21 protein-coding genes, 1 pseudogene and 1 riboswitch are annotated in these 24,766 nt (G+C 59.8%); of the genes and pseudogenes, 13 read left to right on the top strand and 9 right to left on the bottom strand.

Features of this window, described 5'->3' with window-relative positions; translation table 11 throughout:
- Positions 1–68: 68 nt before the first annotated feature.
- Positions 69–2,066, bottom strand: a complete 1,998-nt coding sequence (gene tkt / locus ACSQ87_RS02785) for a transketolase (protein WP_095127125.1) — start codon at positions 2,064–2,066, stop codon at positions 69–71.
- A 273-nt stretch (positions 2,067–2,339) separates the two neighbouring features.
- Here tkt and ACSQ87_RS02780 point away from each other — a divergent pair, with 273 nt between their 5' ends.
- From ACSQ87_RS02780 to ACSQ87_RS02765, 4 genes are all read left to right on the top strand, one after another.
- Positions 2,340–3,335 carry an ArsR/SmtB family transcription factor gene (locus ACSQ87_RS02780; protein ID WP_436273316.1) on the top strand — a complete coding sequence of 332 codons (996 nt, stop codon included), beginning with the start codon at positions 2,340–2,342 and terminating at the stop codon, positions 3,333–3,335.
- An 18-nt stretch (positions 3,336–3,353) separates the two neighbouring features.
- A complete protein-coding gene (gene metK, locus ACSQ87_RS02775) occupies positions 3,354–4,544 on the top strand; it encodes a methionine adenosyltransferase (RefSeq protein WP_046045269.1) in 1,191 nt (396 codons plus the stop codon).
- 172 nt (positions 4,545–4,716) lie between these two features.
- On the top strand, positions 4,717–6,390 hold the full coding sequence (ligB, locus tag ACSQ87_RS02770; RefSeq protein WP_436275075.1) for an NAD-dependent DNA ligase LigB: 1,674 nt from the start codon (positions 4,717–4,719) through the stop codon (positions 6,388–6,390).
- 98 nt (positions 6,391–6,488) lie between these two features.
- Entirely contained in the window at positions 6,489–6,884 is a 396-nt protein-coding gene (locus ACSQ87_RS02765; RefSeq protein WP_223431200.1) for a DUF1090 domain-containing protein, read from the top strand.
- A gap of 15 nt (positions 6,885–6,899) precedes the next feature.
- On the opposite strand, the gene ACSQ87_RS02760 is transcribed toward ACSQ87_RS02765, so the two are convergent.
- Positions 6,900–7,349 (bottom strand): c-type cytochrome, encoded by a 450-nt coding sequence (locus ACSQ87_RS02760; protein WP_095127121.1) that lies wholly within the window; start codon positions 7,347–7,349, stop codon positions 6,900–6,902.
- Positions 7,350–7,477: 128 nt separating this feature from the next.
- Between ACSQ87_RS02760 and mltA the strand changes: the two genes are divergently transcribed.
- Complete coding sequence (gene mltA / locus ACSQ87_RS02755) at positions 7,478–8,650, top strand: murein transglycosylase A (RefSeq protein ID WP_436273315.1); 1,173 nt, start codon at positions 7,478–7,480, stop codon at positions 8,648–8,650.
- Between the two features lie 80 nt (positions 8,651–8,730).
- Here mltA and ACSQ87_RS02750 read toward each other — a convergent pair whose 3' ends face one another.
- Positions 8,731–9,114, bottom strand: a complete 384-nt coding sequence (locus ACSQ87_RS02750; protein WP_223431197.1) for an MAPEG family protein — start codon at positions 9,112–9,114, stop codon at positions 8,731–8,733.
- 40 nt (positions 9,115–9,154) lie between these two features.
- A complete protein-coding gene (locus tag ACSQ87_RS02745) occupies positions 9,155–9,988 on the bottom strand; it encodes an EamA family transporter (RefSeq protein ID WP_008152002.1) in 834 nt (277 codons plus the stop codon).
- A 218-nt stretch (positions 9,989–10,206) separates the two neighbouring features.
- Here ACSQ87_RS02745 and ACSQ87_RS02740 point away from each other — a divergent pair, with 218 nt between their 5' ends.
- Entirely contained in the window at positions 10,207–11,376 is a 1,170-nt protein-coding gene (locus ACSQ87_RS02740) for an MFS transporter (protein WP_436273314.1), read from the top strand.
- A 21-nt stretch (positions 11,377–11,397) separates the two neighbouring features.
- A pseudogene (locus ACSQ87_RS02735) lies at positions 11,398–11,592 on the top strand (cation:proton antiporter domain-containing protein); the annotation flags it as partial.
- Between the two features lie 79 nt (positions 11,593–11,671).
- Here the strand turns inward: ACSQ87_RS02735 and ACSQ87_RS02730 are convergent.
- On the bottom strand, positions 11,672–12,559 hold the full coding sequence (locus ACSQ87_RS02730; RefSeq protein WP_223431195.1) for a formate/nitrite transporter family protein: 888 nt from the start codon (positions 12,557–12,559) through the stop codon (positions 11,672–11,674).
- Between the two features lie 129 nt (positions 12,560–12,688).
- Complete coding sequence (locus tag ACSQ87_RS02725; protein ID WP_317851613.1) at positions 12,689–13,093, bottom strand: acyl-CoA thioesterase; 405 nt, start codon at positions 13,091–13,093, stop codon at positions 12,689–12,691.
- 198 nt (positions 13,094–13,291) lie between these two features.
- A riboswitch (S-adenosyl-L-homocysteine riboswitch) is annotated at positions 13,292–13,394 on the top strand.
- A 23-nt stretch (positions 13,395–13,417) separates the two neighbouring features.
- Between ACSQ87_RS02725 and ahcY the strand changes: the two genes are divergently transcribed.
- The 4 genes from ahcY to ACSQ87_RS02705 all read left to right on the top strand — a co-directional run bounded on the left by ahcY (position 13,418) and on the right by ACSQ87_RS02705 (position 18,875).
- Positions 13,418–14,827, top strand: a complete 1,410-nt coding sequence (gene ahcY / locus ACSQ87_RS02720; RefSeq protein ID WP_133835625.1) for an adenosylhomocysteinase — start codon at positions 13,418–13,420, stop codon at positions 14,825–14,827.
- 89 nt (positions 14,828–14,916) lie between these two features.
- Complete coding sequence (gene metF / locus ACSQ87_RS02715) at positions 14,917–15,762, top strand: methylenetetrahydrofolate reductase [NAD(P)H] (protein WP_436273313.1); 846 nt, start codon at positions 14,917–14,919, stop codon at positions 15,760–15,762.
- 193 nt (positions 15,763–15,955) lie between these two features.
- Positions 15,956–16,771, top strand: a complete 816-nt coding sequence (locus ACSQ87_RS02710) for a substrate-binding periplasmic protein (protein ID WP_223431193.1) — start codon at positions 15,956–15,958, stop codon at positions 16,769–16,771.
- A gap of 223 nt (positions 16,772–16,994) precedes the next feature.
- Positions 16,995–18,875, top strand: coding sequence for a DEAD/DEAH box helicase (locus ACSQ87_RS02705; protein ID WP_436273312.1), 1,881 nt, complete (start codon positions 16,995–16,997; stop codon positions 18,873–18,875).
- 162 nt (positions 18,876–19,037) lie between these two features.
- Here the strand turns inward: ACSQ87_RS02705 and ACSQ87_RS02700 are convergent, their stop codons facing one another.
- From ACSQ87_RS02700 to ACSQ87_RS02690, 3 genes are all read right to left on the bottom strand, one after another.
- Positions 19,038–19,664 (bottom strand): YceI family protein, encoded by a 627-nt coding sequence (locus ACSQ87_RS02700; protein ID WP_223431191.1) that lies wholly within the window; start codon positions 19,662–19,664, stop codon positions 19,038–19,040.
- Positions 19,664–20,215, bottom strand: a complete 552-nt coding sequence (locus ACSQ87_RS02695) for a cytochrome b (RefSeq protein WP_223431190.1) — start codon at positions 20,213–20,215, stop codon at positions 19,664–19,666. Before ACSQ87_RS02695 ends, ACSQ87_RS02700 begins: the two co-directional genes overlap by 1 nt.
- A gap of 264 nt (positions 20,216–20,479) precedes the next feature.
- A complete protein-coding gene (locus ACSQ87_RS02690) occupies positions 20,480–22,237 on the bottom strand; it encodes a flavin monoamine oxidase family protein (RefSeq protein WP_436273311.1) in 1,758 nt (585 codons plus the stop codon).
- A 223-nt stretch (positions 22,238–22,460) separates the two neighbouring features.
- Between ACSQ87_RS02690 and ACSQ87_RS02685 the strand changes: the two genes are divergently transcribed.
- Both ACSQ87_RS02685 and ACSQ87_RS02680 read left to right on the top strand, forming a co-directional pair.
- Positions 22,461–23,867, top strand: a complete 1,407-nt coding sequence (locus tag ACSQ87_RS02685; RefSeq protein WP_150658396.1) for an adenosylmethionine--8-amino-7-oxononanoate transaminase — start codon at positions 22,461–22,463, stop codon at positions 23,865–23,867.
- Positions 23,868–24,011: 144 nt separating this feature from the next.
- Complete coding sequence (locus ACSQ87_RS02680; RefSeq protein WP_436273310.1) at positions 24,012–24,731, top strand: 16S rRNA (uracil(1498)-N(3))-methyltransferase; 720 nt, start codon at positions 24,012–24,014, stop codon at positions 24,729–24,731.
- Positions 24,732–24,766: the final 35 nt, after the last annotated feature.

Genomic DNA, 24,766 nt, shown 5'->3' with positions numbered 1-24,766 from the left:
GAATGCATTTCCCTGTGGGAGCGGGCTTGCTCGCGAAGACGTCAGCCCGGACAACGCAACTGTCGGATTTAGTCTTCCAGCAGCTCTTCAGCCTGACCCAGGATGTTTTCCAGGGTGAAGCCGAACTCTTCGAACAAGGCAGGCGCAGGCGCCGACTCGCCGTAGGTGGTCATGCCGATCACGCGGCCTTCCAGGCCCACGTACTTGTACCAATAGTCCGCGTGCGAGGCTTCGATAGCGATACGGGCGCTGACCTGCAACGGCAGAACCTCTTGCTTGTAGCCGGCGTCCTGAGCATCGAACACGCTGGTGCAAGGCATCGAAACAACACGCACCTTGCGACCCTGTTCGGTCAGCTTGTCGTAGGCCTGAACCGCCAGGCCGACTTCCGAACCGGTAGAGATCAGGATCAGCTCAGGCTCGCCGTCGCAGTCCTTCAACACGTAACCGCCACGGGCGATGTCGGCGATCTGGAACGCATTGCGGGTTTGGTGCTGCAGGTTCTGACGCGAGAAAATCAGCGCCGAAGGGCCGTCCTTGCGTTCCAGAGCCATTTTCCAGCACACCGCCGATTCAACGGCATCGGCTGGACGCCAGGTGTCGAGGTTCGGCGTGCTGCGCAAGCTGGTCAATTGCTCGATCGGCTGGTGAGTCGGACCGTCTTCGCCCAGACCGATGGAGTCGTGGGTGTAGACGAACACGACACGCTGCTTCATCAGCGAGGCCATGCGCACGGCGTTGCGGGCGTATTCCATGAACATCAGGAAGGTCGCGCCGTAAGGCACCAGACCTCCGTGCAGGGTCACGCCGTTCATGATCGCGCTCATGCCGAACTCGCGAACGCCGTAGTACATGTAGTTGCCGCTGGCGTCTTCAGCCGTAACACCTTTGCAACCTTTCCACAGGGTCAGGTTGGAGCCGGCCAGGTCAGCGGAGCCACCCAGCAGTTCAGGCAGCAGCGGGCCGTAGGCATTCAATGCGTTCTGGCTGGCTTTACGGCTGGCGATGGTTTCGCCTTTGGCAGCGACTTCAGCAATATAAGCGGAGGCTTTTTCAGCGAAGTCTTCCGGCAGTTCGCCGCTCAGACGACGAATCAGCTCGTTGGCCAATTCAGGGAAGGCAGCAGAGTAGGCAGCGAAACGCTGATCCCATTCGGCTTCGGCCGCGCGACCGGTTTCCTTGGCGTCCCACTCGGCATAGATGTCGGCCGGGATTTCGAACGGACCGTGGTTCCATTTCAGAGCAGCACGGGTCAGAGCGATTTCCGCGTCACCCAGTGGGGCGCCGTGGCAGTCTTCCTTGCCTTGCTTGTTCGGCGAACCGAAACCGATGGTGGTCTTGCAGCAGATCAGGGTTGGCTGATCGCTTTTGCGCGCAGTTTCGATCGCGATCTTGATCTCTTCAGGATCGTGACCGTCGACGTTGCGGATCACCAGCCAGTTATAGGCTTCGAAACGCTTAGGCGTGTCGTCGGTGAACCAGCCTTCGACTTCGCCGTCGATGGAGATACCGTTGTCATCGTAGAAGGCGATCAGTTTGCTCAGGCCCAAAGTACCGGCCAGGGAGCCGACTTCGTGGGAAATGCCTTCCATCATGCAGCCATCACCCAGGAACACGTAGGTGTGGTGGTCGACAACGTTGTGGCCCGGACGGTTGAACTGCGCCGCCAGGACTTTTTCTGCGAGGGCAAAACCAACGGCGTTGGCCAGGCCTTGGCCCAGTGGACCGGTGGTGGTTTCAACGCCTGGGGTGTAGCCGAATTCCGGGTGACCCGGGGTGCGGCTGTGCAGTTGGCGGAAGTTCTTCAGGTCTTCGATCGACAGGTCGTAGCCGGTCAGGTGCAGCAGCGAGTAGATCAACATCGAACCGTGACCGTTGGACAGCACGAAGCGGTCACGGTCGGCGAACGATGGATTGCTCGGGTTGTGCTTCAGGTAGTCACGCCAAAGTACTTCGGCGATATCCGCCATACCCATAGGGGCACCGGGATGGCCGCTGTTGGCTTTTTGCACGGCATCCATGCTGAGGGCACGAATGGCGTTGGCACGCTCACGACGGCTGGGCATCGCTGTTCTCCTGCGGATATTGAATCGAGAGTGAATAAAACGAAACGGAAAAAAGGCGAGCATTTTCCCTCACCCACCCGCCTCGGGGCAATGACAGATAGTCATCTGAGGGCGTTTTTCCGGTGGATAAAGTCGCATTTGCCTGGTGAAACCTTTCCGCTGACGATTTGTAGAGTGACCCTTTCCCCGAGAAGTGCCATCTATCGAGCAATATCAAAACTTTTTGATATTGCTCTTGCGGTGTTTTCTGACCGTCACTAGACTGCTGGCCTTATGAATTTACGTGCGCCTTCCATTCGACCTGACGATTGCGATGAGCTGGCGGCCCTGTGCAAGGCCGGCGGCGATCCTCTGCGGCTGAATGTATTGCGCGCGCTGGCCAACGATTCGTTTGGCGTACTGGAGCTGGCGCAGATCTTTGGCATCGGCCAGTCCGGCATGAGTCATCACCTCAAGGTATTGGCCCAGGCCGATCTGGTGGCGACGCGCCGTGAAGGCAACGCGATTTTCTACCGTCGTGCCCTGCCCCACACCGACCTGCTGGGTGGCAAGCTGCATGCCGCGCTACTGGAAGAAGTGGACAACCTGACCCTGCCTGCCGAGGTGCAGTCGCGGATCGCTCAGGTCCATGGGCAACGAGCGGCGGCCAGCCAGGACTTTTTCTCACGGGTCGCGGAGAAGTTTCGCGCCCAGCAAGACTTGATCGCCGGCCTGCCGCAATACCGCGAAAGCGTGGTGACACTGCTCGACAAGCTGAGTTTCAGCGAAGGCGCCACGGCCATCGAAGTCGGCCCCGGAGATGGCGCATTTTTGCCGGAACTGGCGCGCCGCTTCACCCAGGTCACGGCGCTGGACAACAGCCCGGCGATGCTCGAACTGGCGCGCCAGGTTTGCGAACGTGAAACGCTGGCTAACGTCAGCCTGCAATTGGCCGATGCATTGAACGGTGTCCGCCTCAAGGCTGACTGCGTTGTACTGAACATGGTGCTGCACCATTTCGCCGCGCCGGCCGAAGCACTCAAGCACATGGCCGACTTGCTGCAACCGGGCGGTAGCCTGCTCGTGACAGAGTTATGTAGCCACAACCAGAGTTGGGCCAGGGAGGCCTGCGGTGATCTCTGGTTGGGGTTTGAACAGGACGATTTGGCCCGTTGGGCCACCGCTGCGGGACTCGTTCCCGGGGAAAGCCTCTATGTAGGCTTACGTAATGGTTTCCAGATCCAGGTCCGCCATTTTCAGCGACCGGCTGGCGACACTCACCATCGGTAAATTCAGGAAAAAATCGAGATGAGCGAATACTCCCTCTTCACCTCCGAGTCCGTGTCCGAAGGGCATCCGGACAAAATCGCCGACCAGATTTCCGATGCGGTGCTGGACGCCATCATTGCTGAAGACAAGTTCGCCCGTGTAGCGGTCGAGACCCTGGTAAAAACCGGCGTGGCAATCATCGCAGGTGAAGTCACCACGTCGGCCTGGGTCGACCTGGAAGAGATCGTGCGTAACGTCATTCTGGACATCGGCTACAACAGCTCCGATGTCGGCTTCGACGGCGCCACTTGCGGCGTGATGAACATCATCGGCAAGCAGTCCCCTGACATCAACCAGGGTGTCGACCGTGCCAAACCTGAAGATCAGGGCGCCGGCGACCAGGGCCTGATGTTCGGCTACGCCAGCAACGAAACCGACGTGCTGATGCCAGCACCGATCACCTTCTCGCACCAGCTGGTTCAGCGTCAGGCCGAAGCCCGTAAATCCGGCCTGCTGCCTTGGCTGCGCCCGGACGCCAAGTCGCAAGTGACTTGCCGTTACGAAGGCGGCAAGGTTGTCGGTATCGACGCCGTTGTACTGTCGACCCAGCACAACCCTGACGTGTCCTACAAAGACTTGCGCGAAGGCGTGATGGAACTGATCGTCAAGCACGTACTGCCTGCCGAGCTGCTGAGCAAAGACACCCAGTTCCACATCAACCCGACTGGCCAGTTCATCATTGGTGGCCCGGTAGGCGACTGCGGTCTGACCGGTCGCAAGATCATCGTTGACAGCTACGGCGGCATGGCCCGTCACGGCGGCGGCGCGTTCTCCGGCAAGGATCCATCGAAGGTTGACCGCTCGGCCGCCTACGCCGGTCGTTACGTAGCCAAGAACATCGTGGCAGCCGGCCTGGCCGAGCGTTGCGAGATTCAGGTTTCCTACGCGATCGGTGTTGCTCAGCCGACGTCGATCTCGTTGAACACCTTCGGCACCGGCAAAATCAGCGACGACAAAATCGTCAAACTGGTTCGCGAAGTGTTCGACCTGCGTCCATACGCAATCACCACCATGCTCGACCTGCTGCACCCGATGTACCAGGAAACCGCTGCGTACGGCCACTTCGGTCGCACCCCGGCTACCAAGACTGTGGGCGAAGACACTTTCACCACCTTCACCTGGGAAAAAACCGACCGCGCCGATTCCTTGCGCGCTGCTGCCGGCCTGTAAGACTTCCCCGGCGGTACCAAAAGCCCCGCACGGTTCGCCGTACGGGGCTTTTTATTGCGCGAAAATCTCTTGATCTTCCTGCCTCTCGAAACACACCGAAAAACATCCTCGCTACCGCCGCCCGAAAGCTGACTAACCTTGAAAGCATTCTCCCTGAGCAAGGATGCTCATGATGCTTCTGCGCCTGTTTTTCTGTTTTTTCCTGACCTTTCTTTGCCTGAGTTCAAACGCTGCCGAGTGCCCCGACTGGCCACCCGCACGCGCCCTGGACGAAATCACGTCACTGCAGAAACAAATCGATCTCTGGGACGACAGCTATCACCGGGGCGGCCGCTCATTGGTTGCCGATGAACTCTACGATCAGTCCCGTGCACGATTGACCGAATGGCGCACCTGTTTCGACCTGGCCCCATCCGCGGAACCGTTGCGTACCGCGGGCGGCACGACCGCTCACCCCATCGCCCACACAGGCCTGGAAAAACTCCGCGATGGTCGCGCCGTCGAAGCCTGGCTAAAAGGACGGAGCGATGTCTGGATTCAGCCCAAGATCGACGGCGTTGCGGTGACGCTGATCTACCGCAAAGGCCTGCTGACTCAGGCAATCAGCCGCGGTGACGGAATAAATGGCCAGGACTGGACGGCTTCGGCGCGCCAGATCGCCGCCATCCCCCAACAATTGCCAGAGCCGCTGGACCTGCTGCTGCAAGGTGAGCTCTATTGGCGCCTGACCGACCACGTACAGGCCCGTGCCGGCAGCCTCAATGCACGCGCCACAGTGGCCGGATTGATGGCCCGCAAAAAGTTAAGCACCGAGCAAGCCGCCGGGATCGGCCTGTTTGTCTGGGACTGGCCCCAAGGCCCGGCCAGTTTGCCCGCCCGCGTCGCAGCCCTGGATGAGTTAGGTTTCCCGAGTACCACACCTTACAGTCACTCGATCAAGGTATTTGCCGACGCAGAACGTTGGCGCGATCACTGGTATCGCTCGCCCCTGCCCTTCACCAGTGATGGCATCGTCCTGCGCCAGGATCAGCGCCCACCCGCCGAGCGCTGGCAGGCTAAACCGCCTTATTGGAGCGTCGCCTGGAAATACCCTTTTGCCCAGGCCCTGGCCGAGGTGCGCAAAGTCCATTTCAAGATTGGACGGACCGGACGAATCACCCCGGTACTGGAACTGACACCGGTAATGCTCGATGACCGGCAGATCAAGCGAGTCAGTGTGAGCTCGTTGCAACGCTGGGAAACACTGGACATCCGGCCCGGAGACCAGGTCGCCATCAGCCTGGCAGGCCTGACCATTCCCAGGCTTGACGGTGTCATGCTGCGCAGCACCCAACGCGCTGAATTGAGCGTACCGCTGGCGGAGGACTTTCATCATTTGAGTTGCTGGCAGCCGACACCGGGGTGCGAAAGCCAATTCCTCGCCCGACTGACCTGGCTCAGCGGCAAGCAGGGATTGGCCCTGCCCCATGTCGGCCCTGGCACTTGGGAGAAACTTTTCGAAACAGGCCGTCTGAATGGCCTGCTGGATTGGTTGACCCTCGATGCTCAAGAGCTTGCTAACATTGACGGCTTCGGCGAACGCAGCAGCGCTCGTCTTTTGAACAGTTTCAACAGTGCCCGACAACGCCCTTTCGCTCGCTGGCTCAAAGCCCTGGGTTTACCGCCGACCGGCCAGGCGCGACTTGCCGATTCATGGCAGGAACTGGCACAACGAAATATCGAACAATGGCAGGCAGAAGCCGGCATCGGCCCGGGACGCGCAGCGCAATTGAGCGCGTTTTTTCGCGACCCGCAGGTCCTGGCCTTGAGTGAAACATTACGTCTTGCGGGGATTGACGGTTTTTAGCGGCCGACGATGCCCGCCACCCGGGAACCCAATGGTGCCGCTGGGCTCAAACACCCCATCGCCACATCGACCCGATCGCTTTTTCACATGGAGCTTTTATGAAACTTCTTTCACCGCTCGCCCTGTTGACCCTTTGCAGCGTGCTGGCCGCTCCACTGATGGCCGCCGAAGAAGCTCCGGGCCTGACCGGCTGCGCCGCAAAGAAGCAGGGCATCATCAATCAGATTGAACTGGCCAAGTCTCACGGTAACGCCGATCAGCAGGCAGGCCTTGAAACGGCCCTGAGCGAAATCACTGCTCATTGCACCGATGCTTCCCTGAAGAAAGAACGGGAGAACAAGGTGCTCGACGCCAAGCACGAAGTCAGCAAGCGTCAGGCTGACCTCGACAAGGCCATGAAGAAAGGCGACGCCGAAAAGATCAACAAGCGCAAAGACAAACTCGCCGAGTCCCGCAAGGAACTGCAGAACGCACTCGATGAGCTGGACAAGTAAGGATCAGTTCAGGAATCAATGATCCCGAAACTCTTTATGGCAGGCACTGCAGGCATCTTCGACCTTCTGCACCGCCGGCCCAAGGTTACTGACCTTGTAAGGCTGAACCTTGCTGGCAATCACCAATTCACCGGTGGCGGCTTCAAGGGTGCGGGCCATGTCCTGGAAGTGTTCCTGTTTCTGCCAGACATCGCTCTTGGCGCTGGTGTGATCTTCTTCGCGCACCTGCGGAAAATGTTTCCAGGGTTCACGGGACAACGCATCGAGCTTCACGGCACCGTCAGCGAATTTCGGACCGTCAAACGGGATGCGACCACGCAACATGCCGCCCAGGTCTTCGCCGGTCTTGAGCATTTGCTTGAAGATCGCCTTGCGCTGGCCCAACGGCGAGTTGGGATCGACACCACCGCAGGCAGACAATGTCAGGCAGGCCAGCAATACAACAGAAAGTCTTTTAAGAGTCATGGTGGCTTCAGGTCACGGGAAACGGCGGCCAGTATCCTCGCGTCATCGGCAAAGACCAATAGCCCTATTATCAATACGGGTTGTTTGAGCGCATGGAGCACTCAGGCAACCGACAAAGGAATTACTCCATGATCAGCCGTTTCAAGGCATGGCGTCACAACCTCGCCTGGACCCTTCCGATGGTGGCCGTGCTTGCGGGCTGCACCGGTGGCGACAACAACACACCGAAAACCCACGCCCTGGCGACCTACTCCAGCGCCACCTGGGAAGCACTTCCGACGGTGTCCGACAACGACCTGGTCGCCGGCTTCGGTTCGTGGCGCAGCGCCTGCACCCGACTCAAAGCCGACCCGGTGTGGGGCTCGACGTGTGCGGCTTCCGCCAACGTGCCGCAAACCGCCAGCGACATTCGCGGCTTCCTCAAGCAGAACCTCGACGTCTACGGCCTGCGCGCCGCCAATGACAATCCCAACGGCTTGATCACCGGCTATTACGAGCCGGTCTACCCCGGCAGCCTGACCCAGACTGAAGTGGCGAACATCCCGGTGTACGGTGTGCCCGAGGACATGATCATCGTCTCTCTGGACAGCATCTACCCGGAACTCAAAGGCAAACGCCTGCGCGGACGACTCGAAGGTCGCGTGCTCAAGCCTTACGACGATGCGGCCACGATTGAAACCAAAGGGGTCAAGGCACCGATTGTTGCCTGGCTGACCGATCCGATGAACCTGCAATTCCTGCAAATCCAGGGCTCGGGTCGTATCCAGCTCGATGACGGCCGACAGTTGCGCATTGCGTATGCCGACCAGAACGGTCACCCGTATCGACCGATCGGCCGCTGGCTGGTGGACCAGGGCGAGCTGAAAAAAGAAGAAGTGACCATGGGCGCCATCAGCAATTGGGCCAAGGCCAATCCGACCCGTATTCCGGAACTGCTGGGCAGCAACCCCAGCTACGTATTCTTCACCCGCAACCCGGACAGCAACGAAGGGCCTCGCGGCTCGTTGAACGTACCGCTGACCGCCGGCTACAGCGCGGCGGTGGATCGCAAAGTGATTCCGCTGGGCAGTCTGTTGTGGTTATCGACCACCAAACCGGACGGTACCGCACTGGTACGCCCGGTTGCCGCTCAGGACACCGGCGGCGCAATTGCCGGCGAAGTCCGTGCGGACCTGTTCTGGGGCACAGGTGAGGCGGCCGGGCAATTGGCCGGCGACATGAAACAGCAGGGGCAAATCTGGATGCTCTGGCCTAAAGGCGCAGCGTTGCCTCAAGTGCCTCAGGTGACCGACAAGCTTTAAAGTCAAAAGATCGCTGGCTCGCCGCAAAATCGCGGATGAGCGTAGGAGCTGGCGAAGCCTGCGATCTTTTGAGCTTGCTCTTAAACAGAAACCACAAAAAAACTGACGATCAACCCCAGCCCCACCAACCACACCAGCGACCGCAAAATAGCCCAGTCAGCCAAGTAGCAAATGATGTACAGCAGCCGACTGGTGATGAACAACACCGCCAGCACATTGATCGTCACCAGTTCGGCATTGCCCGCCAGGTGCGCAACGATCACCGCCGCTGCGAACGCGGGAATCACTTCAAGACTGTTCAGATGCGCCGCATACGCGCGTCGGCCAAAACCATTCAGTGACTCAAGAAAGTCACGGGGATCATGGTTGTCTTTCAGCCTGAACCCGCCACTGGCCCTGGCGATGCCCGTGCAGATATAGGGCAGGAATATCGCGATCAAAATGCACCACAGAGCCACCGTCATAACGCATTCCCTTCTTCAAGTTTCAAGAGTCGAGCTCCAGTCAAAACTTCATCACCAGCATGCCGATCAGCACCAGCCCACAGGCCAAGAGCCGTGGCCTGCCAAAAGGTTCTTTCAGGTAACGCATGCCGAACAGCACCACCAGGATTACGCTGATCTCGCGCAATGCCGCCGCTTCGGCAATCGAGCCCAGCTGCATGGCCCACAGCACCAGAGCGTAGCTGAACAACACGCAAAACCCGACCGCCAACCCCAGTCGCCACTGCTCTCGCCAGAACAACATGAAGGCCGGTCGCTTACGCACCAGCGCCAGTAACGGAAACGGCCAAGCGCTGAGCAAGGTGACCCACACCAGGTAATCCAGCGGATGCGACCAGCGCCGCAACGCCTGGCCATCGATGAAGGTGTAGCAGCCGATGCACAGGCCGATCAACGCCACCACAGGCAGCATCGACCACGGCAATCGCGCACCACCGCCGCCCTGCCAGAGCAGGCACAGCATGCCGAACGGGATCAGCAGAATCCCGAAGATCTGCTGGTTCGTCAGCACTTCCCCGGCAAAAATCAGCGTCAGTGCCAGCACTACCAGCGGCGACAAGCCACGCATCAGCGGATAGACCAGCCCGAGATCACCAACCCGATAGGCCTGGATCAGCAAATAGCGATAGAGCAATTCAAACGCCGCCGACGCCAGAATCCACGGCCAGATGTCCAGGGGTGGCAACGCCACGAACGGCAGCATCAGCGCGACAAACAGCATTGCAACGCTGTCCATGCAGGCCACCACCAGCAGCCGTTCCGCACTGAATTTGATCAGGGTATTCCACGCCGCGTGCAACAGCGCCGCGACTAACACCAGTGCTGTTGCAAGCACGGCACACTCCTTATTTTGTCCCGCCCTCTACGAAGTTCAGCTGGATAATTGATTCGCCATAGGTCAGCAGCTGTTTATACTGCAAGCGACCACGCCGCACTCAGTTGCGCACAGGCTAATTCCAATAAATTTTTGCCACCGCCCGCTCTCGTCGAGAACGGGCGTCGGCATGCGCATGCCTGATCAGAGCGTCAAGACTACCGACAGAGACCTTGCGCATGCCACTCGCCTTGCTTGCCCTCGCTGTTGCCGCGTTCGGCATCGGCACCACTGAATTCGTCATCATGGGCTTGCTGCCCGATGTCGCCCGCGACCTCGCCGTGAGCATCCCTCACGCGGGCCTGCTGATCACCGGCTACGCGCTGGGCGTGGTGTTCGGTGCGCCGATCCTCGCGGTCGGCACCGCCAACATGCCGCGCAAAGCCACGCTGCTGGGCATGACGTTGATGTTCATCCTCGGTAACATTCTTTGCGCATTGGCGCCAAACTACGCCACGCTGATGGCCGCGCGAGTGGTCACCGCGCTCTGCCACGGTGCGTTCTTCGGCATCGGTTCGGTGGTCGCCGCCGGTTTGGTGGCACCGAACAAACGCGCCCAAGCGATTGCCATGATGTTCACCGGCCTGACGCTAGCCAATGTGCTGGGCGTGCCTTTGGGCACCGCGCTCGGGCAATACGCCGGCTGGCGCTCGACGTTCTGGGCGGTGTCGGTAATCGGCGTGATAGCCGCGATCGCGCAGTGGGTCTGGTTGCCGAAGGACATCGCCATGGACAAGGCCAACCTCGCCAGCGAGTTCAAAGTGCTGGGCAAGGTCAACGTGTTGCTGGCGCTGGGCATGAGCGTGCTGGCGTCGACCAGCCTGTTCAGCGTGTTCACTTACATTGCCCCTATCCTGCAAGACATCACCGGTGTCAGCCCGCATGGAATCACCATCATGCTGCTGCTATTCGGGGTCGGCTTGACCGCGGGCAGCATGCTCGGCGGTCGCTTGGCTGACAGTCGATTGCTGCCGTCGCTGGTGGGCATGGCGTTGGCCGTGCTGGTTGTGCTCGCCGCGTTCACACAGACCAGTCACTCGGTGATCCCGGCAGCGATTACGCTGGTGTTGTGGGGCATTTTTGCTTTTGCCCTGTGCCCGATTTTGCAATTGCTGATCATCGATCAGGCCCATGAAGCGCCGAATCTGGGTTCAACGTTGAACCAGAGCGCGTTCAACCTCGGCAACGCGGCAGGTGCGTGGATTGGTGGATTGGTGGTCGCCAGTGGTGCGGATCTGGCGGACTTGCCGTGGACCGGCGCGCTAGTCAGTGGCTTGACGGTGCTGACGGCGCTTTTCTACATCTATCTGCAACGTCGCGGCGTTGCTGCGGTCAATGTGTCCGGCTGAAAGATTGCATCATTGCTGAAACCGATCGCAGTCCTCGGCGTACTGCGGACCGCCAACGCATCCAAGCCTCTGAAAACCACCATCGTCGGCGAGTCGCTGTTCAACGATGGCACCGCCGTGGTGGTGTTCACCGTGCTGCTGGGCATCGCGCAACTCGGCGAAACCCCGACTGTCGGCGCCACGGCCATGCTGTTCGCCCACGAGGCGATTGGCGGCGGCCATGGCGAACTGCACGTCTCCGCTCCGATCGACCAAGGATGAGCCTGCGCCAGCGGCACAGGCCGAGCATCACTGACTACTTTTCGGTCTTCTGCGGGTCGGGCTCCTGGCCTTGATCCGTAGACTTCTTCGGTGGGCCACTCTCGCTGCGAATCTGCGCATGGCTGATCAGCGCGAAGATGAAGCTGCCGCCAATGATATTCCCCACCAGCGTCGGCCCGGCGAACACCAGCCAGAAATCCTTCCACGGCAACTCGCCGGCAAACACCAGATACGAGACCTCGGCCGAACCGACCACGATATGGGTGAAATCCCCCAGCGCCATGAGGTAGGTGATGAGGATGATGATCCACATCTTCGCGCTCTCCATGGACGGAATCATCCAGACCATGGTGGCGATCATCCAGCCTGACACAATGCCTTTGGCGAACATCTGGCTGGCGTCGTTCTCCATGATCTTGCGCCCGATATCGAGGAAGGCCAGGTCGGTCTTGCTGTCGAAAATCGGCAGATTCAGCATCACATACGCCACCAGCAACGTGCCGCAGAGGTTGCCCACCAGCACCACCGACCACAGGCGTAGCAATCGACCGAAATTACTCAGCGTGGGCTTGGTCATGATCGGCAGCACCGCCGTCAGGGTGTTCTCGGTGAACAACTGCTGACGGGCGAGAATCACCGCGAGAAAGCCTGCGCAGTAACCGAAACTGGCGATCACCTTGAAGCCTTCGCCGTCCGGCAGACGGGAATTGAGCAGCCCCATGGCCATCAGCGACAGACCCATGGTCAGGCCGGCGGCCAGCGCCGACCACCACAAGGCGGCGACACTGCGCTCGAGTTCCTGATCGCCCTGGGTGCGGATGATTTCGTGCAGCACCGCCGCCCGCGGTGGCTGGCTCTTTTCAACGTCGTGCTGTTCTTCAGGCGAGAGGTTCGGGGTCTTGCCGTCTTTTTGCGCGTCCATAAAGCTCCGGAACCCGTGGTGTGTCATGTAGGTACGACACGCAGGGTTCGGAGCTGTTCAGTGGTCGGCTAAATCATCGTTGACCGGTAGACCGCCTTCGACTTGCTCGCGAAGGGCGCACCGCCGATCTCACTCGCTGACGACATCATCCTTGAACTGGTCTTTGACGTATGTGATCTCGGTCCGGCCGTGCGGCGCTGGCAAGCCGTCTTCGCCCAGATTGACGAAGACAATCTTGTCCACCGTCAGGATGCTTTTGCGGGTGATCTTGTTACGCACTTCGCACTTCAGGGTGATGGAGGTGCGACCGAACTCGGTGGCGGTGATGCCCAGTTCGATGATATCGCCCTGGCGCGAGGCGCTGACGAAGTTGATCTCGGAAATGTACTTGGTGACCACACGCTGATTGCCCAACTGGACGATGGCGTAGATCGCCGCTTCTTCGTCGAGCCAGCGCAACAGGCTGCCGCCGAACAGCGTGCCGTTGGGGTTGAGGTCTTCGGGTTTTACCCATTTGCGGGTGTGGAAATTCATATTCACTCCTGAGCGTCTTGCCGAATGATGGAGGGCATCATGGCAGAGCCCGAACTAGAGCTCTATCAAGCATCGACTATGGTCTCGATTACCGTTCAGACATTGACCAACAGAAACGCTTTGGAAGTATCGCTCACACGGCTATAATCGCCACCGTTTCAAAACGGTCATCTTCGGTTGATACCGTTTTCCCGCCACCTGTCCGAGGGGCGCTGCAGCAGGTTCGACCTGTCAGGCTCGGATGGGGCGTTGCTTGACCGTCATCGGTCAGACACTAAACGCACAACGGCGCCCATTCGCATACATTACGAATGGAGGCTCATCATGAGCGCTGTTATCACGCCTGCAGATTTTACCGATTACAAAGTCGCCGACATGTCCCTGGCTGCCTGGGGCCGTCGCGAAACCATCATCGCCGAATCCGAAATGCCAGCCCTGATGGGTCTGCGCCGCAAATACGCCGGTGAGCAGCCGCTCAAAGGCGCGAAGATCCTCGGCTGCATCCACATGACCATTCAGACTGCCGTGCTGATCGAAACCCTGGTTGCCCTGGGTGCCGAAGTACGTTGGTCGTCCTGCAACATTTTCTCGACTCAGGACCAGGCCGCTGCTGCCATCGCCGCTGCCGGCATCGCGGTTTACGCCTGGAAAGGCGAGACCGAAGAAGAGTACGAGTGGTGCCTGGAGCAAACCATCCTCAAAGATGGCGCGCCTTGGGATGCCAACATGATCCTCGACGACGGCGGCGACCTGACCGAGTTGCTGCACAAGAAATACCCGGCGATCCTGGACCGCGTCCACGGCGTGACCGAAGAAACCACCACTGGCGTTCACCGCCTGCTGGACATGCTGGCCAAGGGCGAGCTGAAAATCCCGGCCATCAACGTCAACGACTCGGTGACCAAGAGCAAGAACGACAACAAGTACGGCTGCCGTCACAGCCTGAACGACGCGATCAAGCGTGGTACCGACCACCTGCTGTCCGGCAAGCAAGCGCTGGTCATCGGTTACGGTGACGTGGGCAAGGGTTCGGCCCAGTCCCTGCGTCAGGAAGGCATGATCGTTAAAGTCTCCGAAGTTGACCCGATCTGCGCCATGCAAGCCTGCATGGACGGTTACGAGCTGGTTTCGCCGTTCATCGACGGCATCAACAACGGTACTGAAGCAAGCATCGACAAAGCGCTGCTGGGCAAGATCGACCTGATCGTGACCACCACCGGCAACGTCAATGTTTGCGACTCGAACATGCTCAAAGCCCTGAAGAAGCGCGCTGTTGTCTGCAACATCGGCCACTTCGACAACGAAATCGACACTGCTTTCATGCGCAAGAACTGGGCATGGGAAGAAGTGAAGCCACAGGTTCACAAGATCCACCGTACCGGCCCTGGCGCATTCGACGCTCAGAACGACGACTACCTGATCCTGCTGGCCGAAGGCCGTCTGGTTAACCTGGGTAACGCAACCGGCCACCCAAGCCGCATCATGGACGGTTCGTTCGCCAACCAGGTTCTGGCTCAGATCTTCCTGTTCGGCCAGAAGTACGCCGACCTGTCGCCAGCCCAGAAAGCCGAGCGCCTGACCGTTGAAGTACTGCCGAAGAAACTCGACGAAGAAGTGGCCCTGGAAATGGTCCGCGGTTTCGGCGGCGTTGTGACTCAACTGACCAAGACCCAGGCCGACTACATCGGCGTGACCGTCGAAGGTCCGTTCAAGCCGCACGCTTACCGCTACTGATTGGACCCGGCGGGCTTTGCGCCCGCCGATCCTGACCAGGCGGACCGGCCATCACCGGCCCGCCTTTTGCGATTGCAAAGGGTATTCCCATGTCCGAAGACCGTCGCTACAGCTTTGAGTTCTTCCCTACGAAGACCGATGCTGGGCATGAAAAACTGATCGCCACTGCCCGTCATCTGGCGACCTACAATCCTGACTTCTTCTCCTGCACCTACGGCGCTGGCGGTTCGACTCGTGATCGCACCCTCAACACCGTGTTGCAGCTCGAAAGCGAAGTCAAAGTCCCTGCCGCACCGCATTTGTCCTGCGTGGGCGACAGCAAGGACGACTTGCGCGGCCTGCTGACCCAATACAAGGCGGCCGGCATCACCCGTATCGTTGCCCTGCGCGGTGACCTGCCTTCCGGCATGGGCATGGCCAGTGGCGAAATGCGCCACGCGAATGACCTGGTTGAATTCATTCGTGAAGAAACCGGCGATCATTTCCACATCGAAGTCGCCGCCTACCCGGAAATGCACCCGCAAGCGCGCAATTTCGAAGACGATCTGACCAACTTCGTGCGCAAGGCCAACGCTGGCGCCAACAGTGCGATCACCCAGTACTTCTTCAACGCCGACAGCTACTTCTACTTCGTCGAGCGTGTACGGGCGAAGGGCGTGAACATTCCGATCGTTCCGGGGATCATGCCGATCACCAACTACAGCAAGCTGGCGCGCTTCTCCGATGCCTGCGGTGCGGAAATCCCGCGCTGGATCCGCAAGCAGCTGGAAGCCTACGGCGACGACACCCAAAGCATTCAAGGCTTTGGTGAGCAAGTCATCACCGAGATGTGCGAACGCCTGCTGCAGGGTGGCGCTCCAGGGCTGCACTTCTACACGCTGAACCAGGCCGAACCGAGCCTGGCGGTGTGGAACAATCTGAAGTTGCCGCGCTAAAAGCCGTCAAAAGCAAGATCAAGAGATCGCAGGCTTCGCCAGCGCCTACATCGGGCGTGTTTAATCCTTGTAGGAGCTGGCGCAGGCTGCGATCTTTTGCTTTTAACGCCCTTTTATTGTGCAACACACACTGAGTTAGAGCTTCTGGATCCCGTTTCTGGCTCTTTCCGGTTTCTCGTCGTAATCTCAAGCCATGCCTTTGATCGCGCAGTTACTGACCGTGTTTCTTTTTACTTGCCTGAGCTTCGCCGCTCGGGGCGAGAAGCTGCGCATTGTCACTGAGCCCTGGGCGCCGTACGTGTATGAGGAAAACGGCAAATCCCTGGGACTGGACTACGAAACCACTGCCATCGTCTTCAAACGCCTGGGCATCGAAGTGGAATGGCAGTTCCTGCCGTGGAAACGCTGCCTGTCGATGCTCGAAACGGGCCAGGCAGACGGCGCGCTGGACATCTTCCACAGCGATGAGCGCGACGCCACCCTGCTTTATCCCGGCGAACCGCTGTCGGAAGTGGAGTTCGTGATGTTCTACGCCAATGAGCGGCCCTACCCTTTTCACACCCTGGCCGACCTGAAAGGGCTGACCATCGGCACTTCCCCGGGCTATCTGTACAGCCAGGACTTCAGCGAATCGACCCTGTTCACTCGCGAGCCGGCACCGACCCATGAGGCCAACTTCGGCAAACTGGTGCGCGGGCGGATCGACCTGCTGATCACTGATCGCCGGGTCGGACAGCACTTGCTCGACGAATTGGGCATCCGCGACAAGATTACCGAGAACCCGACCGTCATCAGTCACCAGAGCCAGTTCCTGGCAGTACGCCGCAACGCCGGCATGGACTTGTTGGTGCAGCGCTTCGGCGCCGAACTCAAACGCTTCAAGCGCGAGCCTGCGTACGCTGAATTGAGCGCCCGTTATGGCGCCGATCCGGCGGCCGAGGTAAAAACCACCAGAGCCACCGCCGCCAGCGGAAAAACCGTTGAGCAGCAGGAAAGCGGCGCGCAGTGATTGCTCTGTTATACTCCGGCCTTCCCGCCAGGCTCACGCCCGGACGCTCGGACTTGTTCAAGGCATCTCGACCCCGCTACAGCGCAGCTTTTCAGCCCGCGCGAGCACTCCAGATAAGCCTTCTTGGCCCAGCAGGACCGGACGGGATTGCGTTCCTCTTAAACGCCATTCGCGCCAGGCAAGACTCCCATTGGGCCAAGCCCTAACTAAAACAGGATTACTCATGTCCTTTGCTTCCCTCGGTCTCTCCGAGGCTTTAGTCCGCGCCATCGAGGCAGCGGGCTATACCGAGCCTACTCCGGTGCAACAGCGGGCTATTCCCGCCGTGTTGCAAGGTCGCGACCTGATGGTCGCGGCTCAGACAGGTACTGGTAAAACCGGCGGCTTCGCCCTTCCGATTCTGGAGCGGTTGTTCCCCAACGGTCACCCGGACAAATCCCAGCGTCACGGCCCGCGCCAACCGCGCGTACTGGTCCTGACCCCTACCCGCGAACTCGCGGCTCAAGTACACGAGAGCTTCAAGGTCTATGCCCGTGACCTGAAGTTCGTCAGCGCCTGCATCTTCGGCGGCGTCGGCATGAACCCGCAGGTTCAAGCCATGTCCCGCGGTGTTGACGTGCTGGTAGCCTGCCCCGGCCGCCTGCTCGACCTCGCCGGTCAAGGCAGCGTCGATTTGTCCCACGTGGAAATCCTCGTGCTGGACGAAGCCGACCGCATGCTCGACATGGGCTTCGTCCATGACGTGAAAAAGGTCCTCGCCCGTCTGCCGAGCAAACGCCAGAACCTGCTGTTCTCGGCGACTTTCTCCAAAGACATCACCGACCTCGCCGGCAAGCTGCTGCACAACCCGGAACGCATCGAAGTCACACCGCCGAACACCACGGTCGAGCGTATCGAACAGCGCGTATTCCGCCTGGCCGCCAGCCACAAGCGCTCGTTGCTGGCGCACCTGATCACCGCTGGCGCCTGGGAACAGGTGCTGGTGTTCACCCGCACCAAGCACGGCGCCAACCGCCTGGCCGAGTACCTGGACAAACACGGCCTCAGCGCCGTTGCAATCCACGGTAACAAGAGCCAGAACGCTCGCACCAAAGCCCTGGCCGACTTCAAGGCCGGCGAAGTGCGCATCCTGGTCGCCACCGACATCGCCGCTCGCGGCCTGGACATCGATCAGTTGCCACACGTGGTCAACTTCGAATTGCCAAACGTCGACGAAGATTACGTTCACCGTATCGGTCGTACCGGCCGTGCCGGTCGTTCGGGCGAGGCAATCTCGCTGGTCGCTCCGGACGAAGAAAAGCTGCTGAAAAGCATCGAACGCATGACCAAGCAGAAGATTGCCGACGGCAACCTGATGGGCTTCGATTCCAGCGCTGTAGAAGCCGAGAAACCAGAAGTCCGCGAGCGTCCGGATGTGCGTAACCCGCGCAACCCACGTGGCCCGCGCGGCGACGGTCCGAACGGCACTGGCGGTGGCGGCGGTCGTAAAGACAAAGGCAAGGACAAGGGCGGCAAGGAAAAACCTGCAGCCACTGGCCGTGGCGATCGCCCGGCGCGTGAACACAAGCCACGTGAAGGCACTCCGGCTCGCGAGCAACAGCGTCCAGCGCCACGCGCTGCTTCTGCAGACCGTGCTCCGGACGAGTTCCTGGACGACGATATCGATAACTTCGGTAACCGCGTCGACTACGTTCCTCAAGCCAAACCGGCTCAGGGCCGTGGTCGTCGTCCGGGTGCTCCGGCACAAGGCACGGCAGCTGGCGCAGGTGCTCCGCGCACCGGCGGCGCCAAGCCTCAGGGTCGTCAAAGCGGCCCTCGCAGCAGCGATGGCGCCACCACCGGCACGCCGCCGGCCAAGCGCAGCGGCCCACGCAACGGTGCTCCACGTGACGGCCAGGCCCGTCGCGAAGAGTCCCGCAACCGCCGCCCGGCTCGTGACGATCAGCCGCGTTCGGAACCGGCCGTGCAAAACCCGCGCGGCCCGGCACCGAAGATCATTCACAAGGAGTCGAAAACCGATCGTTTCCCGACTCCCGAGCAACTTGATCAACTGCCAGGCCGTCCACGCGGCGAGAAACCAGCGTTGCTGACCCGCAATCGCTGATTTAACGCTGATATGAAAAATGCCCCGGATCTCGCGATCCGGGGCATTTTTTTGGGCGCTGCAAACTGCTTTTGTAGGAGCTGGCGAAGGCTCGGGCCGCGTTCGGACGATCTTTATAAGATCAAAAGATCGCAGCCTGCGGCAGCTCCTACGGTCTCAGCATTACTTCGCTTTCACACCTTCAAACGTTACGTACAACTCGACCGCGTCGGACGCTGGACCCAGGTCTTTCTGCTTGCCGAAATCGGAACGCTTGATGCTGGTAGTGCCTTCGAAGCCGGCACGGTAGCCGCCCCATGGATCCTTGCCTTCACCCAGGAAAGTGGCCTTGACCACGACTGGCTTGGTCACGCCCAGCAGGGTCAGGTCACCGGTCACGTCAGCAGTGTCTTTACCCGCGGCGTTTTTACCGGTGGGTTTGACGCTGGTGGAAACGAACGTGGCTTTGGCGAACTTGCTCACATTCAGGAAATCACCGCTGGCGATGTGCTTATCGCGCTCGGCATGGTTGGTGAACACGCTGGCGGTGTTTACGTTGAACTCGATCTTGCTGGCTTCAGGCTTGGCAGCATCGAAGCTGAACTTGCCGTCGATGTCCTTGAAGGTACCGGTGATGAAGCTGTAGCCCAGGTGGCTGATCTTGAAGTCAACGAAGGCGTGCTGGCCTTCCTTGTCGACAACGTAGTCAGCTGCCATCACGTTAGCGGACAGCAGAGCAGAACCGATTGCCAGAGCGGCGAACGTCTTTTTCAACATGCTTTCTATTCCTTTGGAGTCGAGATTGAACATCAGGCTTTGCGCCCCAGCATTCGCGTCAGGGTCGCATCACGATCAATAAAGTGGTGTTTCAGTGCTGCCAACGCATGGAGACCGGAAAAAATTACCAGCGCCCAGGCCAGGTACAAATGAATCACACCGGCTGTGTCTGCCTGATCCGGTAGTCCGGATATCAGTGCAGGAACTTCAAACAGGCCAAACACCGGAATCCCGACACCGTCTGCGGTGGAAATCAGGTAACCGGCAATCATCACAGCGAACAGACTGAGGTACAGGAACGAGTGCCCGAACTTGGCGCCAATGCGCGTCATGCGGTTATAGCTTTCCAGTACTGGCGGCGGCGGGCTGATGAAACGCCACAGCACCCGTAGAACCATGACGGCTAACAACACCAGGCCAATGCTCTTGTGCAAGTCGGGCGCGTCTTTGCGCCAGGTGCTGTAGTAGTCGAGACCGACCATCCACAAGCCCAACGCAAACAGACCGAAGACCGCCAGCGCCACGCCCCAGTGCATGAAGATGCTGACCCAACCGTAGCGCGAAGAAGTATTACGTAGCTGCATTGCCCAAATCCTGTGAGAACTGCGAACAAGACTATCGAGTTATCTATCGAGTAAAAGCGGAAAATTTCGCTTTGAAATATCGAGAAATACGATGAAGAGTCTGAAATAGGCGAGTTAAGGAAAGATTAAAGATCCCTGTGTAAGAAAAAATGAAGTCCAACTAAAGAACACCTGCGCCTCAGGATTTATTCGATTCTTGATAGTGGTTTTTCTTCGGGCATAAAAAAACGCGGCATTTCTGCCGCGTTTTTTTAGTCCCAAAGCTTACTGCGCTTTAGTAACTGTCGCCGGAGTCGCAGCGGGCTTGGCCGCTACTTTCTTCGCCGGTTCAGCCTTCTTCGCCGGGGTCTTTTTAGCCTCGGCTTTGGCCGCAGGTTTTTTCACCGCTGCCTTGGCCGGGGCTTTTTTGGCGGGTTCGGCTTTCACCGGTGCCGCTGGTTTCGGCGCTTCGACCGGCGCTGGTACTGGGGCCGGCTCAGGTGTTGGAGCCGGTGCCGGAGCAACCGGTGCCACTGGCTCTGGCGCCTTGACCGGTGCCGGTTTGTCGTCAGAACCACCGAACAGGTTGGTGAAGAAGTTACCTTTCTTCGCCGCCACCGCGCCGGCCGCCGCAACGGTCGCTGCCGGAACAACCTTCGCCGGTTCAAACGACTTGCCGGCCGCCAGGTCTTCTACCTGACTGGCTGCCCGCTGACCGGTACGCAATGCGCCTTCCAGCGTGCCCGGGTACAAGGTATCAGTGTGTTCGCCGGCAAAGGCTACACGCTGAATCGGACGCTCCCACAGACGCCAGTACTTGCTGATCTGGCCAGGGCCGAACGCCAGGTAAGCGCCGCCCATCGATGGGTCGTTGCTGTAACGGCGGATCTCATAACCGGTGAACGAACCGCGTGCCTGTGGATAAAAGGCGTGCAGACGGATCAGCACCTGATCGGCGATCTGCTTGTCGCCGAAGGCCTGCATCACGCGCGCGTTGTCGCCGGACAGATTGATCACCACGTTGGCGCCGCCCTTCAGCGCCGGCTCAACCCACAACATGCCCAGACCGGTGTTGCTGTAGATCTCGCCGGTCATCCGCGCCTTGCTTTCCCACACGGGCGTCTTGAACTTCAACATGATCTGGTCGCGCCAACCGTAGTTGGTGCCCTTGATCGCGCCCATGTGCTGGGCATCCAGCGACGGCGTCATCTGGATCTTGTTCAGTGCACGCAGTGGCACGGCCACGACGACGTAGTCAGCCTGATAGCCAACGCTGCCGACTTTGACGGTCACACCGTCCTTGTCCTGGGTGATCGCCGAGACCGGAGAGCTGGTCTTGATGGTTTTCAGTTGTTTGACGAACGCCTGAGCCAACACCGGGCTACCGCCGAGCAGACGCGAAGCGCGCAGGTCACGGTCGGCAACGCCACGGTAAACGCGGCTTTGCTGTGCGAAGTACAGCAGCGACAGGCGCGACGGTTCGTCATAACGGGTACGAATCTGCTGATTCACCAACTGACGTGCCGTGGCTGGCAGATTCAGACGGTCGAGCCAGTTGGACACGTTGATCTGGTCCAGGGCGAACAGTGTGCTGTTGGCCGCCGGGTTCTGCGGGTCTTCGATCGAACGCGCCAGATCGTCCAGAGTCTTTTCGTAGCGTTTAAGCGCGTCGCTGGTAGCTGGCTGCTTGGTGGCCAGATCGGCGGCAGTGAAATACTCACCGTCAATCAGGTAGCCCGGTGTCCGCACGAACTCTGGGGCCGGCGTGGTGCTCAGCTTGAAGGTCGATACGTACTTGTTCAGAACCGGTTGGGTCTTGTCGTTGCCGATCCACTCACTGGTGGCCATGCCGGAGCGACCGCCCAAGCTCGGCTTGGCTTCCAGCAGGGTGACCTGCCAGCCCTTGTTTTGCAGTTCGTAAGCCGCGGTGAGGCCAGACAGCCCTCCGCCGATCACGATCGCCGTTTTATCCTTGGCCAGCGCAGACACGCTGAACAGCCCCAACATCACCAGCGCACAGGCGCGCAGCCAACCAGCAGACATTCAGCGAACTCCGGAAATACACGTAGGAAATAGCGGTTTTGCGAGTCAGACGACTCAAAGAACCGCGAAGAATACGTCAGGCATCAAAAGGCCGCCAGCGACGTCTATCCACCTATACAAAGTAGCTCAATCGACACAATGGGTTGTCCCCACGTCACGCATTGCATAGGCTTGCGCGATTGTTTGCCCGCGCACGTCGCGAGCCGCCTCGAGGAGACTGAAAATGGGCCTGAATAATCAGTGGATGCAACGCGATCTCGCGGTGTTGTGGCATCCCTGCACCCAGATGAAAGACCACGAACAGCTGCCGCTGATCCCGATCAAACGCGGTGAAGGCGTCTGGCTGGAAGACTTCGAAGGCAAACGCTACCTCGACGCCGTCAGCTCCTGGTGGGTCAACGTGTTTGGTCACGCCAACCCGCGGATCAACCAGCGCATCAAGGATCAGGTCGATCAGCTGGAGCACGTGATCCTTGCCGGTTTCAGCCATCAGCCAGTGATTGAGTTGTCCGAGCGCCTGGTGAAAATGACGCCGGAAGGCCTGACCCGGTGCTTCTACGCCGATAACGGGTCGTCCTGCATCGAAGTCGCGCTGAAAATGAGCTTTCACTATTGGCTCAACCGCGGCCAGCCGAACAAGAAGCGCTTCGTCACCCTGACCAACAGCTACCACGGCGAAACCATGGCGGCGATGTCGGTGGGCGATGTTCCGCTGTTCACCGAAACCTACAAGGCCCTTTTGCTGGACACCATCAAGGTGCCGAGCCCCGATTGCTACCTGCGTCCGGAAGGCATGAGCTGGGAAGAACATTCGCGCAACATGTTCGCCGCCATGGAACAAACCCTGGCCGAGAATCACGACACCGTCGCCGCAGTGATCGTCGAGCCGCTGATCCAGGGCGCCGGCGGCATGCGCATGTACCACCCGGTTTATCTGAAACTGCTGCGCGAAGCCTGCGACCGCTATGGCGTGCACCTGATCCACGACGAAATCGCCGTCGGCTTCGGCCGCACCGGGACGATGTTCGCCTGTGAACAGGCTGGCATCCGTCCGGACTTCCTCTGCCTGTCCAAGGCCCTGACCGGCGGTTACCTGCCGCTGGCGGCTTGTGTGACCACCGAAGATGTCTACAGCGCTTTCTACGACGACTACCCGACCCTGCGCGCCTTCCTGCACTCCCACAGCTACACCGGCAATCCGCTGGCGTGCGCGGCAGCCTTGGCGACGCTGGATATCTTCGAAGAAGACAACGTCATCGAGAACAACAAGGCGCTGGCTCAGCGCATGGCCAGCGCCACCGCGCATCTGGCCGATCACCCGAACGTTTCGGAAGTGCGTCAGACCGGCATGGTGCTGGCCATCGAGATGGTCAAGGACAAGGCCACCAAGGAAGCGTATCCATGGCAGGAACGTCGCGGCTTGAAAGTGTTCCAGCATGCGTTGGAGCGTGGTGCTTTACTTCGACCGTTGGGCAGCGTGGTGTACTTCCTGCCGCCGTACGTGATTACCCCGGAGCAGATCGATTTTCTGGCCGAAGTGGCCAGCGAAGGCATCGACATCGCGACTCGTGACAGCGTCAGCGTGGCGGTGCCGAAGGACTTCCACCCGGGCTTCCGAGATCCAGGCTAAAGACCAACGCAGTTCCCTGTGGCGAGGGGGTTTACCCCCGTTGGGTCGCGAAGCGGCCCTAAAAATGGGACTGCTGCGCAGTCCAACGGGGGTAAACCCCCTCGCCACAAAAGCAACTCCGATCCAATTTTTTAGAGACCCAGCATGAGACTGTCCCGCTTCTTTATCGACGCCCCCTTGAGCACCGGCGAACACGAGTTGCCTGAGGCCCAGGCCCATTACATCAGCCGCGTGTTGCGCATGGCCGAGGGTGATGCGTTGCAACTGTTCGACGGTTCGGGCCAGGAGTTTCGCGCCACGCTGGTGGAGGTCGGCAAGAAGCGCGTCGTGGTGCAGATCGATGAAAGCTTCGCCGGGCAGGTCGAGTCGCCATTGTCGATCCATCTCGGCCAGGGCTTGTCCCGTGGCGAGCGGATGGATTGGGCGATTCAGAAAGCCACCGAACTGGGGGTGACTGAAATCACCCCGATCTTCAGCGACCGCTGTGAAGTCCGGCTGAAAGATGAGCGCGCCGACAAACGCCTGATGCACTGGCGCCAGGTGGCAATCAGCGCTTGCGAGCAGTGTGGGCGTTCACGGGTGCCGGTGATTCACCCGCCGCTGCTGTTGGCGGATTGGTTGAAGCAGACGGAGGCCGAATTGAAACTGGTACTGCATCCGGTGGCCGAGCCGCTGGTGAGCCATGCGAAACCGGCGACGCTGGCGTTTTTGATCGGCCCGGAAGGCGGGTTGTCCGACGCTGAAGTCGAGCAGGCCAAGGCTGGCGGTTTTCACGCCGCCCGCCTCGGCCCTCGCGTGTTGCGCACCGAAACCGCGCCCGTCGTGGCATTGGCGGTAGCCCAACAGCTTTGGGGCGACTTCTAGGGCCTCTTCGCGAGCAAGCCCGCTCCCACTCTTGA

It is taken from the genome of Pseudomonas sp. LjRoot277, assembly GCF_964253845.1.
In the GTDB taxonomy this organism is placed as follows: domain Bacteria; phylum Pseudomonadota; class Gammaproteobacteria; order Pseudomonadales; family Pseudomonadaceae; genus Aquipseudomonas.
The sequence above is the reverse complement of the archived record's forward strand: the minus strand, read 5'-3'. Positions and strand labels throughout refer to the sequence as shown.